This is a genomic window from Gordonia sp. CPCC 205333 (assembly GCF_048537885.1).
Lineage (GTDB): Bacteria > Actinomycetota > Actinomycetes > Mycobacteriales > Mycobacteriaceae > Gordonia.
The window spans coordinates 461,891-478,129 of sequence record NZ_JBCLVI010000003.1; the positions used below are offsets into that span (position 1 = coordinate 461,891).

General features: G+C 63.1%; 12 protein-coding genes. 9 read left to right on the forward strand and 3 right to left on the reverse strand.

Features of this window, described 5'->3' with window-relative positions:
• Window positions 1-54: 54 nt before the first annotated feature.
• From yajC to AAFP29_RS12445, 6 genes are all read left to right on the forward strand, one after another.
• Window positions 55-507, forward strand: coding sequence for a preprotein translocase subunit YajC (yajC, locus tag AAFP29_RS12420; RefSeq protein ID WP_419217668.1), 453 nt, complete (start codon window positions 55-57; stop codon window positions 505-507).
• Between the two features lie 119 nt (window positions 508-626).
• Window positions 627-2,270 (forward strand): protein translocase subunit SecD, encoded by a 1,644-nt coding sequence (gene secD / locus AAFP29_RS12425; RefSeq protein WP_419217669.1) that lies wholly within the window; start codon window positions 627-629, stop codon window positions 2,268-2,270.
• Complete coding sequence (secF, locus tag AAFP29_RS12430; RefSeq protein WP_419217670.1) at window positions 2,267-3,613, forward strand: protein translocase subunit SecF; 1,347 nt, start codon at window positions 2,267-2,269, stop codon at window positions 3,611-3,613. Before secD ends, secF begins: the two co-directional genes overlap by 4 nt.
• Window positions 3,614-3,624: 11 nt before the next feature.
• Entirely contained in the window at window positions 3,625-5,334 is a 1,710-nt protein-coding gene (locus AAFP29_RS12435; RefSeq protein WP_419217671.1) for an ABC transporter substrate-binding protein, read from the forward strand.
• Window positions 5,331-5,894 (forward strand): adenine phosphoribosyltransferase, encoded by a 564-nt coding sequence (locus AAFP29_RS12440; protein ID WP_419217672.1) that lies wholly within the window; start codon window positions 5,331-5,333, stop codon window positions 5,892-5,894. The genes AAFP29_RS12435 and AAFP29_RS12440 overlap by 4 nt, the downstream gene beginning before the upstream one ends.
• Window positions 5,895-5,943: 49 nt before the next feature.
• The gene (locus AAFP29_RS12445) at window positions 5,944-8,307 is read left to right on the forward strand and encodes a RelA/SpoT family protein (protein ID WP_419217673.1); all 2,364 of its coding nucleotides are present in this window, start codon (window positions 5,944-5,946) and stop codon (window positions 8,305-8,307) included.
• Between the two features lie 118 nt (window positions 8,308-8,425).
• Here the strand turns inward: AAFP29_RS12445 and AAFP29_RS12450 are convergent, their stop codons facing one another.
• Window positions 8,426-9,436, reverse strand: coding sequence for a peptidylprolyl isomerase (locus tag AAFP29_RS12450; protein ID WP_419218089.1), 1,011 nt, complete (start codon window positions 9,434-9,436; stop codon window positions 8,426-8,428).
• Between the two features lie 242 nt (window positions 9,437-9,678).
• Here AAFP29_RS12450 and AAFP29_RS12455 point away from each other — a divergent pair, with 242 nt between their 5' ends.
• Both AAFP29_RS12455 and hisS read left to right on the forward strand, forming a co-directional pair.
• A complete protein-coding gene (locus tag AAFP29_RS12455; protein ID WP_419217674.1) occupies window positions 9,679-10,392 on the forward strand; it encodes an MBL fold metallo-hydrolase in 714 nt (237 codons plus the stop codon).
• Complete coding sequence (hisS, locus tag AAFP29_RS12460) at window positions 10,389-11,657, forward strand: histidine--tRNA ligase (protein ID WP_419217675.1); 1,269 nt, start codon at window positions 10,389-10,391, stop codon at window positions 11,655-11,657. The genes AAFP29_RS12455 and hisS overlap by 4 nt, the downstream gene beginning before the upstream one ends.
• Before the next feature lie 126 nt (window positions 11,658-11,783).
• Here hisS and AAFP29_RS12465 read toward each other — a convergent pair whose 3' ends face one another.
• Both AAFP29_RS12465 and AAFP29_RS12470 read right to left on the reverse strand, forming a co-directional pair.
• Window positions 11,784-13,418, reverse strand: coding sequence for a DUF885 domain-containing protein (locus tag AAFP29_RS12465; protein ID WP_419217676.1), 1,635 nt, complete (start codon window positions 13,416-13,418; stop codon window positions 11,784-11,786).
• On the reverse strand, window positions 13,419-14,294 hold the full coding sequence (locus AAFP29_RS12470; RefSeq protein ID WP_419217677.1) for a neutral zinc metallopeptidase: 876 nt from the start codon (window positions 14,292-14,294) through the stop codon (window positions 13,419-13,421). It abuts the gene before it with no gap.
• Window positions 14,295-14,423: 129 nt separating this feature from the next.
• On the opposite strand from AAFP29_RS12470, the gene aspS reads away from it, so the two are divergent.
• Complete coding sequence (gene aspS / locus AAFP29_RS12475) at window positions 14,424-16,199, forward strand: aspartate--tRNA ligase (protein WP_419217678.1); 1,776 nt, start codon at window positions 14,424-14,426, stop codon at window positions 16,197-16,199.
• Window positions 16,200-16,239 lie beyond the last annotated feature (40 nt).

A 16,239-nucleotide genomic window follows, 5' to 3' on the forward strand; every position in this document is an offset into this window, starting at 1 on the left:
CACGGCGTTGTCGTATGCCCTGACTCCAATTGCTTGAGGACTGATTAGAACACCATGGACTTCCTATTCCCGATTCTGCTCGTGCTGCTCGGCGGTTTCATGTACTTCAGCATTCGGAAGCAGAAGAAGCGCATGGCCGAAGTCCAGGAGATGCAGAGTTCGGCAACCACCGGTGCTCGCGTACAGCTGACCTCGGGTCTGTACGGCACCGTCATCGACACCAACGACGACAGCGTTGATGTAGAAATCGCTCCCGGCGTCGTGACTCGGTGGAATAAGCTCGCGATCCGCGAAGTCGTGCTCACCGAGGATGCTGCGGCCACCTACCCGGGTGCGCTGGTCAACGATGAAGAAGACGCGACCTACTCGGGCGCACTGCATGACGACGATGCCGATGACCAGACGCCGGCCGGCCCGAGCCTTACCAAAAACGTCACCGACGATTCGACGCCGGAGGTGCCGTCACTCGAGTCCGACGCCACCGACAAGCCGGCCGACGAGAAGTGACCTATCGGTTTTGACCTAGTGACGCCGTCGGGGCGTCACCGGCTGGTCGCTGACCGCGCCGCCGCAGAGATTTCGGACGCCATCGCGATGCTGTCCGCACCGAGGAGATCTGAACAACCGTGACTACCCCCCGCCGGGCAACGGCAAAACGGTCCGCGCCGGGCCGTGAAGTTCCACCGTGGCAGCCACTACTCGCCTTCTTCGTTCTGCTGGCGGTGGTGTATGGCTTGATCGCGTTCACCGGCGGCGGATCATTCGAGCCGAAACTAGGCATCGACCTGCAGGGCGGTACGCGAGTCACTTTGACCGCGCGTACCGAGGACGGCCAGAAGCCAACCAAAGAGCAGCTTGATCAGGCAAAACAGATCATCGAAACTCGTGTCAACGCACGTGGTGTCGCAGGGTCCGAGGTCGTCATCAACGGCGACAACCTGATCATCACCGTGCCCGGTGACGATGGCAGACAAGCGCGGACGCTCGGACAGACCGCGCGGTTGTACGTCCGACCGGTGGTTACGGTTGTGCCGGCGACGCCGCAGAAGTCCAAGCCGCCCGTGCCCGACAACAACGACGAGTCGACCAGCCAAGAGTCGGCACGTCAGATTGACGAACAGCAAAAGTTGCGTCAGGCACCGGCTAATGCCGATCAGACCCGGCTGGGCGAATTGCAGGCTCAGATGGCGAAGGTCGACTGTAAGCCGGATTCCGGCGATCCGCTCCTGGGTAACGACAAGTCCGATCAGTATCTGGTTTCGTGTTCTACGGACGGCAAAGAGGTCTACCTGCTCGGACCGCAGATCATCGACGGTCGAGATGTGAAGACGGCGTCGTCGAATATGTCTCAGCAGTCCGGCGGCTGGGTGGTTAATGTCGAATTCAAGGGTGCCGCCCGCGACTTCTGGCCCAAGTACACCGCGCAGAACACCGGAAAACAGACCGCCTTCACCCTGGACTCGCGAGTCGTTTCGGCGCCGTCGATCAACGGCGCGATCACCACGCCGAGCACTGAGATCTCGGGCAGCTTCACCCAGAGTGAGGCAGATGACCTGGCAAATGTTCTGAAATATGGTTCGCTGCCGCTGTCTTTCAAGTCTTCTGATTCCGAAAGTGTTTCCGCGACACTGGGATTGGCATCCCTCAAGGCCGGCCTGATCGCCGGTCTGGTCGGCTTGATCGCGGTCGCGATCTACGCATTGGCTTACTACCGCATGCTCGGCTTCCTGAGTATCGCGTCGCTGATCCTCGCAGGTGCGATGGTGTACGGCATCATCGTGCTGCTCGGTCGATGGATCGGGTTCACCCTCGACCTCGCCGGAATCGCCGGTCTCATCATCGGTATCGGTATGACCGCCGACTCGTTCGTCGTCTACTTCGAACGCATTAAGGACGAGATACGTGACGGCCGCACATTCAGATCTGCCGTACCGCGCGGCTGGGTCAGCGCGCGTCGAACAGTGTGGACCGGCAACGCGGTCAGCTTGATCGCCGCGGTCGTCATTTACATCCTGGCCGTCGGGGAGGTCCGTGGTTTCGCGTTCACTCTCGGATTGACCACCATCCTCGACGTCGTGATCGTCTTCTTGGTCACCCATCCGCTCGTGGTCCTCGCGACCCGGTCGGAGTTCCTGTCACGTCCGAGTGTCAATGGTCTGGGCGCGGTCAGCGAGGTCGCCCGCTCCCGGCGCGAGGCGCGTCGTACAGCTGTCGCCCGCCACGCCGCCGCCCAGAATGCTGCGGCGCAGAATGAGGGGGCGCAGCGATGAGCTTCTCCAGCAAGGGTTTTGAATCCAACGACAGTCTGTCCGGTCGCGCGGGTGGTAAGGGTAAGAATCCGCCGCCGCGGGTCCCGATCCAGAAGACCGGTCGTCGTCGTGCGCCGCTCGAGGCATCCGGTGGCGAAGCGGGAACCGAGACATTGCCGGTCGAGAATCCGACGGTGGACGGGACATCGGAATCATCCGATGCGGAGCTTTCGCCCGCGACGTCGGCACCCGATGCCGACTACGTCGCCGACGAGGAGCGGTCATTCCTGTCGCGGTTGTACACCGGTACCGGTGCGTTCGAGGTCGTCGGCAAGCGGAAGATGTGGTACATCATCACCGCTGTCATCATCGCGATTTCGATCCTGTCCATCGCGACGCGGCAGTTCACCTTCGGTATTGAATTCGAGGGCGGTACGCAGATTTCGGTGCCGGCGTCGTCAGCGGTGACCACCGAGTCGGTGTCCGACGTATTCACCAAGGCGCTCGGTGAAGGGCCGGAGTCGGTGCAGACTGCTGGCACTGGCGCGAGCCAGACGATTGTCGTACGCACCGAAGCGCTCTCGCTCGATCAGAACCGCAAGGTCGAAGACGCCCTGGCCGCGAAATTCAGTCCGGAACTCAAGCGCGCCGACATTTCGGTGTCGGATGTCAGTTCTACCTGGGGTAGCGAGATCACCGAGAAGATGTTGATCGCCCTGGCGGTCTTCCTCCTCGTGGTCACTGTCTATATTGCCGTGCGATTCGACCGGGAGATGTCCATCGCGGCGCTGGTGTCACTGTTCTTCGACATCATCTGCACCGCTGGTGTGTACTCGCTTGTCGGTTGGGAGGTCACGCCGGCGACCGTCATCGGACTGCTGACGATCCTGGGCTTCTCGCTGTATGACACCGTCGTCGTATTCGACAAGGTCGCCGAGAATACGCGGTCGGTGTTGTCGACCACCAGGCGCACGTACGGCGAACAGGCGAACCTTGCTGTCAATCAGACGCTGATGCGATCGATCAACACCACGGTCATCTCGGTGTTGCCGATCATCGCGCTAATGGTGATCGCGGTGTGGATGCTCGGCGTCGGAACCTTGAAGGATCTGGCCCTGATCCAGCTGGTCGGTGTCGTCGTTGGCGCTTACTCGTCGATCTTCCTAGCGGCACCGCTGCTGGTGACACTTAAGGAGCGTCGCGAGGACGTGGCCCGGCATACCAAACGAGTGCTCGACCGGCGAGCGCGCGTCGACGCTGGCGAGCCGGTAGCCGTAGGTGGCGGAGTGTCAGGCGGGCGGTCAACCGGTCGCAAGTCGGGCAGCACCGCGAGTCCGGCCGGAAAACGCCGGCGCGCACGTTAACCTCACTGACTGTGCACAGCTTTTCACTGGGTCGCCGCAATTCACCAGGTCGCCGTCGTCGTACCCTGCGTGCCGCGGCGGCCACGGTGAGTATGGTCGCCGGGCTCGGTCTGCTCACCGCGTGTGGCGACGACACCCCGCCGACTGTCAACTATTTGGTTGACGCCCGGATCAGTACGTATAACCCGAATACGGTTTCCGGCAACGCCGACGGTGTGTTGATGGCGTTTTCGCGGGTGCTGCCGGGATTCAGCTTTCTCGGCGCTTCCGGACAGGTCATTCCCGACCACGACATCGGTACCGCGACCGTCGTGCCGGGACCGTCGCTCACTGTCCGCTACGACTTCAACCCGAAGGCGGTCTTCTCCGACGGTAACGCGATTACCTGCGACGACCTGCTCTTATCGTGGGCGGCGCAGAGTGGTCGCTTCGGAGATTTTGCCCCGGCCACCACAGCCGGATATCGCGATATCACCAAAGTCGACTGCAGCGCGGGTGCGCGTACCGCGACGGTCACTTTTGCCAAGGGGCATGACTATCGAGATTGGCTCGGCCTGTTCGGCGCGGGGACGTTGCTGCCCAGCCACGTCGTCGCGCGGGACGCCGGGGTGGCCGGTGTCGTCGATCCGATCCGGGCCAATAATCGGGACGTGATGGCGCGAATCGCGAAGTCGTGGAATTCCGGCTTCGCCTTGCGGCCCGGCTCCGTCGATCCGGCACGACTGGTCTCGTCCGGGCCGTACAAGATCGAATCGTTCACAACCGAGGGCGGACTGGTTCTTACCCGCAACGAGAAATGGTGGGGTGACCCGGCGACCACTGATCGAGTCGTGGTGTGGAGTACCGCCGCGCCGGAGAATCTGCCCGCAGGATTCGACGTCGTGGACATCGCCGACGGCACCCTCGGTGAGCGCGACGGCAAATCGGCCGCCGACCAGCTCGGCTCGGCAAACGCCAAGGTCGCCGATCCGCGACGTGCGCTGGGGATCGACGAGATTGTGCTGAGTACCGCCGGCGCATTCAGCGATCCGGTCAAGCGGCAGGCGTTCGCGTCATGCGTCCCGCGGGACGATCTCACCCGTCGCTTCGGTTCCGGCGCACAACTATGGAATCTGCGATTTCTGTCGCCCGCCGACACACTCGGTTCGGCGATCAACGGGGAATTCGGCAAGAGATACCAGCGTGCCGACCTGCCACGGGCCAGGCAACTCGCCGCGCAGCGACCGCTGAAGGTCCGACTCGCGTACCGCGGACGCGACGCCCGGAACAAGGCGATGGTCGCCGCCATTGCCGACTCATGCAAACAAGCTGGCATTACCGTCACCGACACCGCATCGCCGACGACTACAGTTGGCGATCTGGGCAGGACTGTCGATGCCCTGTTGCTGACCAGCGGTGTCAGTTTCGCGGCGGCCGGTGCGAATGACCCGGCGCGCACCAGCTATCAACTGCGTGGCGGCGATCCGCTGAATATCGGAGACTTCCGCGATCCGCCCACGAGCGCAGCGATCGATCAACTCGCGGCGACTGTCAACGCCGAAGACCGGTTGCGGCTCGCTCGCACCGTCGAGAACGTGGCCTGGCGTGACGTCGCGTCGATTCCGTTGTTCGCGACGCCGCGCCAACAGGGCTTTGCCTCGACGGTCGGCAGCGTCGTGCCCAGTGCGGCGCGCAGCGGAACCGGATGGAATATGGATCGCTGGAAGGTGAGCAAACGATGACCGACGCGACGGTGGATTCGCTGGCGGCGGCGCGCGCTGCCATCGACATCCATACCAGGCTGGTGCCGGATTTTCCGAAGCCGGGTGTCGACTTCAAGGATTTGACGCCGGTGCTGGCCGATCCCGACGGACTAGCGGCGGTGGTCACCGCATTGACTCACGACTGCGGTGACATCGACCTGGTCGCAGGCATCGACGCGCGTGGTTTTCTGCTCGGCGGAGCCGTCGCCCGTGAACTCGGGGTCGGGGTGCTGGCCGTCCGTAAGGCGGGCAAGTTGCCGCCGCCGGTCCACGCACGGACCTATGACCTGGAATACGGCACCGCGACACTGGAAATTCCAGCTGGGGCGATCGCGTTGCACGGACGTCGGGTACTGCTCGTCGACGACGTACTGGCCACCGGCGGGACAGTGGTGGCCGCCGCGCAACTTCTCCGCACAGCCGGCGCGACTGTCTCGTCGATTGCCGTGATCATGGAATTGGCTGGCCTTGGCGGGCGGGCCGCGGTCGGACGTGAACTGGGCGAAGCGACAGTAGTCCACACCCTTACCACTGACTGAACTGTGCGAGACTAAACTCGATGGTTCGCTACCAAAGAGGAGGTTCATTGTGACTGACACATCGGACGTTTCCTCCGCACCCGCAGACAGCCCCACACCACTCCCGGTCGAGCCCGCGACCACTGGGGGTGCACAGATCGCCGCGACCACCTCGACGTCGCGTCGAGTGCGCGCCCGACTGGCTCGCCGCATGACGGCCACCCGCTCGACCGTGCGTCCAGTGCTCGAACCGCTCGTCACGCTGCATCGAGAGATCTACCCGAAGGCCAATACCGCATTGCTAGAGCAGGCCTACGACGTCGCCGACGAGCGTCATCAGGGTCAGTTCCGCAAGTCCGGTGACCCCTACATCACCCACCCGCTCGCGGTTGCGACGATTCTCGCCGACCTCGGCATGGACACCACGACGTTGGTCGCCGCATTGCTGCACGACACCGTCGAGGACACCGGATACGGACTCGACGAACTCGAATCAGACTTCGGCCCCGAGGTGGCGCACCTGGTCGACGGTGTGACCAAACTCGACAAGGTCGCGCTGGGCACTGCCGCCGAGGCTGAGACGATCCGCAAGATGGTCATCGCGATGGCGCGTGATCCGCGGGTGTTGGTCATCAAGGTCGCCGACCGTCTGCACAATATGCGCACGATGCGGTTCCTGCCGCCGGAGAAGCAGGCGCGCAAAGCCCGCGAAACCCTGGAAGTTATTGCGCCCCTTGCTCATCGGCTTGGTATGGCCACGGTCAAATGGGAACTCGAAGACCTGGCGTTCGCCATTCTGCACCCCAAGCGGTACGAGGAGATCGTACGTCTGGTCGCCGACCGGGCGCCGTCACGCGACACGTATCTCGCCCGGGTGCGCGCCGATATCAACAACGCGCTCAGCGGATCTCGCATCACCGCGACCGTCGAGGGACGGCCGAAGCACTACTGGTCGATCTATCAGAAGATGATCGTCAAAGGTCGTGAGTTCGATGATATCCACGACCTGGTGGGGATGCGCATTCTGTGCGACGAGGTTCGTGATTGTTACGCCGCGGTTGGCGTGGTGCACTCGCTCTGGCAGCCGATGGCGGGCCGGTTCAAGGACTACATCGCGCAGCCGCGCTACGGCGTCTATCAGTCTCTGCATACCACCGTGATCGGCCCGGAGGGCAAACCACTGGAGGTGCAGATCCGCACTCGCGATATGCACCGCACCGCGGAGTTCGGGATCGCGGCGCACTGGCGTTACAAGGAGAGCGGCTACAAGTCGAAAGGCAAGGGCGCCAAGCGGGCCGAGTCCGCCGAGATCGACGATATGGCGTGGATGCGTCAGCTGCTCGACTGGCAGCGAGAGGCCGCCGACCCAGGCGAATTCCTCGAGTCCTTGCGTTATGACCTTGCCGTCAAAGAGATATTCGTGTTCACGCCCAAGGGTGATGTGATCACCCTGCCAGCGGGTTCGACGCCGGTGGACTTCGCCTACGCGGTGCACACCGAGGTCGGCCACCGTTGTATCGGCGCGCGCGTCAACGGTCGACTGGTGGCCTTGGAACGCACCCTCGACAATGGGGAAGTGGTCGAGGTCTTCACCTCCAAGGCACCCAATGCCGGACCCTCGAAGGACTGGCAGGGCTTTGTGGTGTCGCCGCGCGCGAAAGCCAAGATCCGCCAGTGGTTCGCCAAGGAGCGCCGTGAAGAAGCGCTCGAAACCGGCAAAGACGCCATCGCGAAAGAAGTACGTCGGGGCGGACTTCCGTTGCAGCGCTTGATGAGTGCCGATTCGATGGCCACCGTCGCCAATGAGTTGCGCTACGTCGATGTGAGCGCGCTTTATTCCGCGATCGGCGAAAATCAGGTGTCGGCCAAACATGTGGTGTCACGATTGGTGGCGCTGCTTGGCGGCATCGACGAAGCCGCCGACGAGATCGCCGAACGGTCCACACCGTCGAATATGCCGTCGCGACCACGGCAGGGTGGCGACGCGGGTGTCGTCGTCGAAGGTGTCGACAATGTGCTTATCAAACTCGCGAAATGTTGCACTCCAGTGCCAGGTGACGAGATTCTCGGCTTCATCACCCGCGGTGGCGGAGTGAGCGTGCACCGAACCGATTGCACGAATGCCGGGTCGCTGCAAGGACAGTCGGAGCGGCTGATCGACGTCGCCTGGGCGCCGTCGCCGTCTTCGGTGTTCCTGGTGGCGATTCAAGTGGAGGCACTTGATCGGCACCGGCTGCTGTCGGATGTGACAAAGGTGCTAGCCGACGAGCGGGTCAATATCCTCTCGGCGTCGGTGACCACCAGCCGCGACCGTGTCGCGGTCAGCAAATTCACCTTTGAAATGGGCGACCCGAAACACCTGGGGCACGTGCTCAATGTGGTGCGCAACGTCGAAGGCGTCTACGACGTGTATCGAGTCACGTCGGCGGCATAGTCGCGTTGGCGGTTTTCCCTGTTCGCCCCTTGCTGAAATCGTCCCCTGGCGAGGGCAGACGCCCATAGCGCCTGCTCCCGCCAGGGGGACAATTTCAACGGCGTCGCCGCGGTAGGTACTAGCTGATAGTGGCGGTCTTGATGTCGACCGGCACCTTCGGAGTGCCGTCTTCGGGCTGTTCCGCCGATGTGGGGGTGACACCGCCCTTGGCGACCTTGTCCAGAATGGCCAGGCCAGCCTCGTCGACCTTGCCGACCACCGAGTAGTTCGCCGGGAGCTGGCTGTCGCTGATGACCAGGAAGAATTGGCTGCTACCGGTATTGGCGGTACCCATCTGGGCGTTGTTGCGATTGGCGATGGCCACGGTTCCGCGTGGGTAGACCACGATCTGCTGGGTGCCCGACGGGTCCTGCGTTGGCCCAGGCTTCAGGTCGGTCGGCAACTCGTCTGGACTCGACCAGCCGGGACTTCCCGCTCCGACCTTGGTCGGGTCGCCGCACTGCAGGACATTGAGAGTCTTCGACGTCGTCAGACGGTGGCACGAGGTCTGGTCGAAGAACGAGTTGAAACTGACCTTCGGATTGGTCTTGAGGGTCGCCTTGTTCTGAGTCAGGGCGATCAACGCGTCGGCATTACAGGGCGCACCGCTGCGATCCAGACTGATCGGGATGACGCCTTGGTTGGTGTCGAGTTTCCAGCCGACCGTCCCCGACTTCAGCTGCTTGCTGTCGGGTTGTGGTGAGACACGTTCGAGCGGACGCGCCTGCGCCGCTTGCTTTTGCGCCTCGTCGATCTGCTTCTGATAGGCGTCGCGCTGCGCGGCGGGCACCGATGCGGGAACCGACGTCGGGATATTCGCGAATGGGTCCTCGGCCTTGGTGTACGCGCAGGTCGTCCAGCGCGCCGCTTCGCGGTCGTCGAGGATATTTTTGACGACGATGGTGGTAACCGTCGCGACGACGGCTACGACAACTGCGGTCGATACCGACGCGATGATGATTTTGCGCTTGCGGCTCTGCTGATGCTCATGTTCGAGGCGCTGCTCCAGCTTGGCCTTGGCGGCCTGCCTGCGTTGTTCGTTGGAGAGCGCTGCCGAGGTGGGCTCGGACGCATCCTGTGGCTTGCCCAGGTCGATCTTGTCTTCCTGGCCGTCGTCATTCGTGGACACGCTGGCGGACCCTCCTGAAAAGCTATGAGTTGAAAACCGTGCTACGTCGAGAAGCCAGTCTGCCAGTTGAACCTGTGAACCACTCACAGCGGGTTGGCATCGGCGCCGCAGCGGCGGTGGGGCGTGTCGATTATCGTTCGCGCAGCCTGCGACAATAGAACTAACCGAATAGCCCCGGGTGGGATAAGAAATGGAGCGACGCTGTGCTGATCACCGGATTCGCCGCCGGCATGTTCTCGACCAATTGCTATCTCGTCGCCGACGCTCCCGGCGGTGACGCCATCATTGTCGATCCGGGGCAGGATGCCGCGCCGCAGGTCGACGCCGTGTTGGCCGAACACTCCCTCACACCGGTCGCCGTGTTGTTGACACATGGGCACCTCGATCACACCTGGAACGCTGCCGACATCTGCGACAAATATTCGATTCCGGCCTACATCCATCCCGATGATCGACCGATGCTGGCGAATCCGGGAATCGGATTGGGGCACGCGTTGGCACCGTTGATTGGTGACCTGGTGTTCCGCGAACCGGAAAAGGTCATCGAGTTCGCCGACGGTGAGGACATCGACGTCGCGGGCCTGCGATTGAGCGTCGATTTGGCACCCGGCCACACCCAGGGTTCGGTGCTCCTCGGCCTCGACGTGCCATCCGAGGACGGGGCTGATCCGGCCGCGGCGCGGGTGTGCTTCTCCGGAGATGTCCTATTCGCCGGATCCATCGGTCGCACGGATCTGCCCGGTGGCAGCCATCAGCAACTCCTGGATTCCATCGCGGCCAAACTGTTGCCGCTACCCGACGACGTCGTCATACTGCCCGGTCACGGGCCGCAGACGTCGATCGGTGCCGAGCGAGTCGGCAATCCATTTCTGCAAGACCTCTCGGAAACCCCCAGGAAGGGACGTAACGGACTGTGAGCGCAGAGTTTCAGGCGCCGAAGGGAATTCCCGACTACTACCCGCCGGCATCGGCGGATTTTGTCCGGGTACGCAATACATTGACCGAAGCGGCCACCCTCGCCGGCTACGGACATATCGAACTGCCGATCTTCGAAGACACCGGCCTATTCGCGCGAGGTGTCGGCGAATCCACCGACGTCGTGTCCAAGGAGATGTACACCTTTGCCGACCGCGGTGATCGCTCGGTCACCCTGCGGCCCGAGGGCACCGCCGGTGTGATGCGCGCGGTGATCCAGCACGGACTCGATCGAGGCCAATTGCCGGTCAAACTCGTCTACTCAGGCCCATTCTTCCGCTATGAGCGTCCGCAGGCCGGGCGGTACCGTCAGTTGCAGCAGGTGGGTGTTGAGGCAATCGGCGTTGATGATCCGGCGCTCGACGCCGAGGTCATCGCGATCGCCGACGAGGGCTACCGCCGCCTCGGACTGACGGGGTACCGACTGGAGCTCGCGTCGCTGGGCGACGACGAGTCCCGCCCTCGCTATCGAGAAGCGTTGCAGCAGTTCCTGTTCCGCCTCGATCTTGACGAGGCGACACGTAAGCGCGCGGAGATCAACCCGCTGCGGGTCCTCGACGACAAGCGTCCGGAGATCAAGGAAGCGACCACCGACGCGCCGCTGATGATCGACTACCTCAGCGACTCCGCGCGTGAGCATTTCGAGACGGTACGCAAGCTCCTCGACAACGTCGGGGTGGCCTACGAGCTGAATCCTCGGCTAGTGCGCGGACTCGACTACTACACCAAGACGACATTCGAATTCGTTCACGACGGTCTCGGTGCGCAGTCCGGGATCGGCGGCGGCGGGCGCTACGACGGTTTGATGCGTCAGATCGGTGGCAAACAGGACTTGTCGGGTATCGGGTTTGGACTCGGTGTGGATCGAACCGTGCTCGCATTGCAAGCCGAGGGCATCGAGCAGGCATCGCCGCCGCGCTGTGCGGTTTTCGGAGTGCCGATGGGCGCCGACGCCAAGGCCGAGTTGGTCGATGTGGCGGCAAAACTGCGCGCGGCGGGGATCAGCGTCGACCTGGCATACGGTGACCGTGGCCTCAAGGGTGCGATGAAAGCCGCGGACCGTTCAGGTGCACAGTTGGCTTTGGTGCTCGGTGATCGGGAACTGGCTGATCGTCGGGTTGAGGTGAAGAACCTGAAAACCGGTGAGCAGCAGCAAGTTTCGCTCGACGGTGTCGTCGCGTCAGTTCGCGAGTTGTTGGGCCGGTAGCAAACCCGACCCGCCTCGCAAACCCTACCCGCCCGGACATACGCGACCCCGAAAGCAGGTCGGAAATGTCCGGGAGGGTCGGGTTTGCGGATGGCGTGGGGACGCGTAGGGCAGGGGACCGGCTGGTTAGCCCAATTCGCTGCGCAATACATCGAGCGTGACGCCGCCCAGCCGCAATGCGCGCGTGTGGAATTCGCGCAGGGTCCAGTCGGGATGCGCCGCCAGAGCGGCGTCACGAGTGTCCTCCCAGACGCGCTGCCCCAACGCATACGACGGTGCCTGCCCCGGCCAGCCGAGGTAGCGATCAAGTTCGAAACGCAGTACGTCGCGGTCCATCGCCACCGCATCGGTGAGAAACGCCCACGCCTTTTCGGCAGTCCAGATCCCGCCGCCAACGGACTCGGGGGCAGCCAGGGCGCAATGCACGCCGATGTCGACCACGACGCGAGCGGCCCGCAGTCGTTGGGAATCAAGCATTCCCATCCGATCACCCGGATCCTCGAGCCAGCCCAGATCGCCCATCAACCGCTCCGCGTAGAGGGCCCAGCCCTCGCCGTGTCCGGAGGTGAACGACGCCAGTTTGCGCCAGTCGTTGAGTTCCTCGTTGATCACCGCTGAACCAAGTTGTAGGTGATGTCCGGGTACGCCTTCGTGGAATACCGTCGTCGACTCCAGCCAGGTGTGAAAGACCTTCTGCCCGGCGGGAATCGACCACCACATCCGGCCCGGCCGGCTCAGGTCCGACGATGGTTGGGTGTAGTAGATCGCCCCGGTCGATGACGGTGCGATGCGACATTCCAACCGGCTCAACCGTTCTGGCAGGTCGAAATGAACCCCGGACAGTTCGGCGACAACTCGATCGGATAGACCCTGCATCCAGGAGACGAATTCTTCGCCCGAATCGATCTGATACCGCTTGTCCGTATTGAGGATCGCGATAGCTGCGGCGATATTACCTTCTGCGCCAAGCTGATCGGCCACTGCATGTTGTTCGGTGATGATCTGCGTCAGGCGGTCCAGCCCGAACTGGTAGGCCTGTACGGGATCGACGTCGGCGCCCAGAAATGCTGGCAGATGCAGGAGGTAGCGATCGGTGCCGACAGCATCGGCGTCGACGCCGGATTCCATGCCGTCACGCAGTCGTGCGCCGAGTCGGCCGAATGCCATGTTCGCTGATGCCAATGCGGTCGACGCGGCATCGGACAATACGCCGTGCGCGATGATCGGCGCTGCCGCCACCGCAATGCCTTCGACTGCTGAATTAGTCTGTGCGGCAACCAATCCGATTTGACGTCGGGCTAGCGGCGGGCCAGTCGCGAACCGGTGGTCGAGGCCGGCAATGATGCTGTCGACGCAAGCGGGAATCGCTCTGAGCCGCTGGACGAATGAGTCGCGCTGTTCGATGGTGTCCACCGGAAGCAGATCGAATGAATCACGCACGGACTGCAGGGGAGAGGCGATGACATTGAGATCGCCGATCGATTCCCCGGCATCGTATAGATCGATCTGGCGGCGCAGGGTGGAAATCATCGTGGCTACCGTTACCCGATCGACATCGTCGATGACCGTGGTGGCCGCCAGGTCGGTGATGGCCGCGCGGGCCGCGTCGGCCCGTTCGGCGCTGGCCTGTGGACCGAAATCGGTGAGCAGATGGTCATATCCGGCGATGCCGGCTTCGGTGGCGAACAGCGGATCGAGCCGCGCCGCCGTCGCGAGGTACTCGTCGGCGATCTCGTCGATCGCGCTGCGCTGATGTGCCATCTACAGGTCGTTGGTGGCGAAGGTATCGCAGCGGGATGCGTCGCCGCGGCTGTAACCGATCGTGAACCACCGTTGACGCTGCGTCGCCGAACCGTGCGTCCAGCCCTCTGGATTGGAATTGGCACCCTGGATGGTGTCGTCGCCGATTGCCTTAGCGGTCTGGATAACCGATGCGATTTGGTCTTCTGTCAATGGCTCGAGCATCGCGTCCGAACCCTTATCCGCATGATAGGCCCAGACCCCGGCGAGGCAGTCGGCTTGCAGTTCGACGCGTACCGAACCCGACTTGGGGCCTTGTGAACCCAAGCGTTGCCCCTTGCGCAGAGCGCCGGTGAGATTTTGCACGTGATGTCCGTACTCGTGCGCGACGACGTACTCCTGCGCGAGTGGACCGTCGCTGCCACCCATCTGCTTGAGCGTCGCGAAGAACGACGGATCGAAATAGGCGGTCTGATCGGCCGGGCAGTAGAACGGGCCGGTCGACGACGATGCCGCACCACATCCGGTATTGACCGAATTGCTGAAGATCACCGTCTTCGGCGGGGTGTAGCCCTGCATCTGCTCGGCCCAGACGCGGTCAACACTGATCGTCGTCGCCTTGATACGACAAATGTCGTCGGTGTTGGCCTTCTCGATGGTGCACGACGCCAGGTGCTGGTCGATCGCCGACTGCGACGAATTGTTGCCAGCGGGATCGCCGATACCCGTGTTGTTGCCGCCGGTGATGTCGCCGGGATTGATGCCGAATAACAACGCGACAATCGTGATGATCAAGCCGGCGCCACCGCCCAGCGCGATGCGGGTGCCGCCGCCACCGCCACCACCACCGCCGGAAACGGTGCTGGAATCCAGCGGTCCACTGCCCTGAAAAGTCATGGTGCTCCTGTCGAGAAGGATCGGCGGTTGTAAGCATAGTGCTGGTGGGTCGGCCGCGGTGGGAAGCGGTCGATCGCTGTCGAATAGGATGAGCAGCGCAAACTTCATCATGTTCGGAAAGGACAATCAGTGCTCCGCACCCATCTCGCAGGTTCGTTACGCCGGGAGAACGCGTCACAGACCGTGACCGTTGCCGGCTGGGTCGCTCATCGCCGGGACCACGGCGGTGTCGTCTTCATCGACCTGCGAGACAATTCGGGCCTGGTTCAGGTCGTGTTCCGCGACGAGGCGGTCGCCGAGGCCGCCCATCGACTGCGAGCCGAATACTGCGTCGCGGTGACCGGCGTCGTCGAACCTCGCCCGGACGGCAGCGAGAACCCGAACCTGGAATCGGGATCTATCGAGATCAACGCGGTGAACCTGGAAGTTCTCAATGAGTCGGCGCCGCTGCCGTTCCAGCTCGACGAATCGCCTGGCGAGGAAGCACGTCTGCGCTACCGCTATCTCGACCTGCGTCGCGAAGGACCGCATAAGGCGCTGCAGTTGCGCTCCAAGGCAAATGCCGCCGCGCGCACGGTGCTGGCAGAGCACGAATTCACCGAGATCGAGACACCGACACTGACTCGTTCGACGCCGGAGGGCGCCCGCGACTTCCTGGTTCCCGCACGTCTGCAACCCGGAACGTTCTATGCGTTGCCGCAAAGCCCGCAGCTGTTCAAACAACTGCTGATGGTTGCGGGAATGGAACGTTACTACCAGATCGCACGGTGCTACCGCGACGAAGACTTCCGCGCCGACCGTCAGCCGGAGTTCACTCAGCTCGACATCGAGATGAGCTTCGTCGACCAGGACGATGTCATCGCGCTAGCCGAAGACATTCTGGTCGCCCTGTGGAAATTGATCGGCGTCGAAGTCTCCACCCCCATCCCGCGGATGACCTATGCCGACGCCATGCGCCGCTATGGCAGCGACAAACCCGACCTGCGCTTTGACATCGAACTAGTCGAATGCGCCGAGTTCTTCGCCAACACGCCGTTTCGCGTGTTCCAGGCACCGTATGTCGGTGCGGTGGTTATGACTGGCGGCGCGTCGCAGCCACGACGCCAGCTCGACGCGTGGCAGGAGTGGGCCAAGCAGCGCGGAGCCAAGGGCCTCGCGTATGTGCTTGTGCAAGAAGACGGTTCGCTCGGTGGGCCGGTCGCCAAGAACCTGTCCGACGAGGAGCGGGCCGGGCTGGCCGCGCACGTCGGCGCGAAGCCCGGTGACTGCGTATTCTTCGCCGCCGGACCGGCCAAGGCGCAACGTGCGCTGCTCGGCGCGGCTCGGGGAGAGATCGCAGCGCGTCTGGGCCTGATCAACGAGGACGACTGGGCATTCACCTGGGTCGTCGATGCCCCATTGTTCGAGCCGGTCGAAGACGCCCAGGCTGGCGGCGACGTGGCCGTCGGGTCCGGCGCCTGGACTGCGGTGCATCACGCGTTCACCTCGCCCAAGCCCGAATCGCTCGACCTCCTCGAGTCCGATCCCGGTGCGGCCCTTGCCTACGCCTACGACATCGTCTGCAACGGCAACGAGATCGGCGGCGGCTCGATTCGTATCCACCGGCGTGACATCCAGGAGCGCGTCTTCGAAATCATGGGCATCGGCCATGACGAGGCGCAGGAGAAGTTCGGCTTCCTCCTGGACGCCTTTGCCTTCGGCGCACCGCCGCACGGCGGAATCGCGTTCGGTTGGGATCGCATCACCGCGCTGCTCGCCGGACAGAATTCGATCCGCGAGGTCATCGCATTTCCGAAGTCCGGTGGTGGTGTCGATCCGCTCACCGCTGCTCCCGCGGCTATTACCGCAGCACAGCGCAAAGAGTCGGGGATCGATTTCAAGCCTGAGGTCAAGAAAGAGCCATAACCTCGGCGAACCCCGCGGTTCATATCGTTCCCCGCTGACA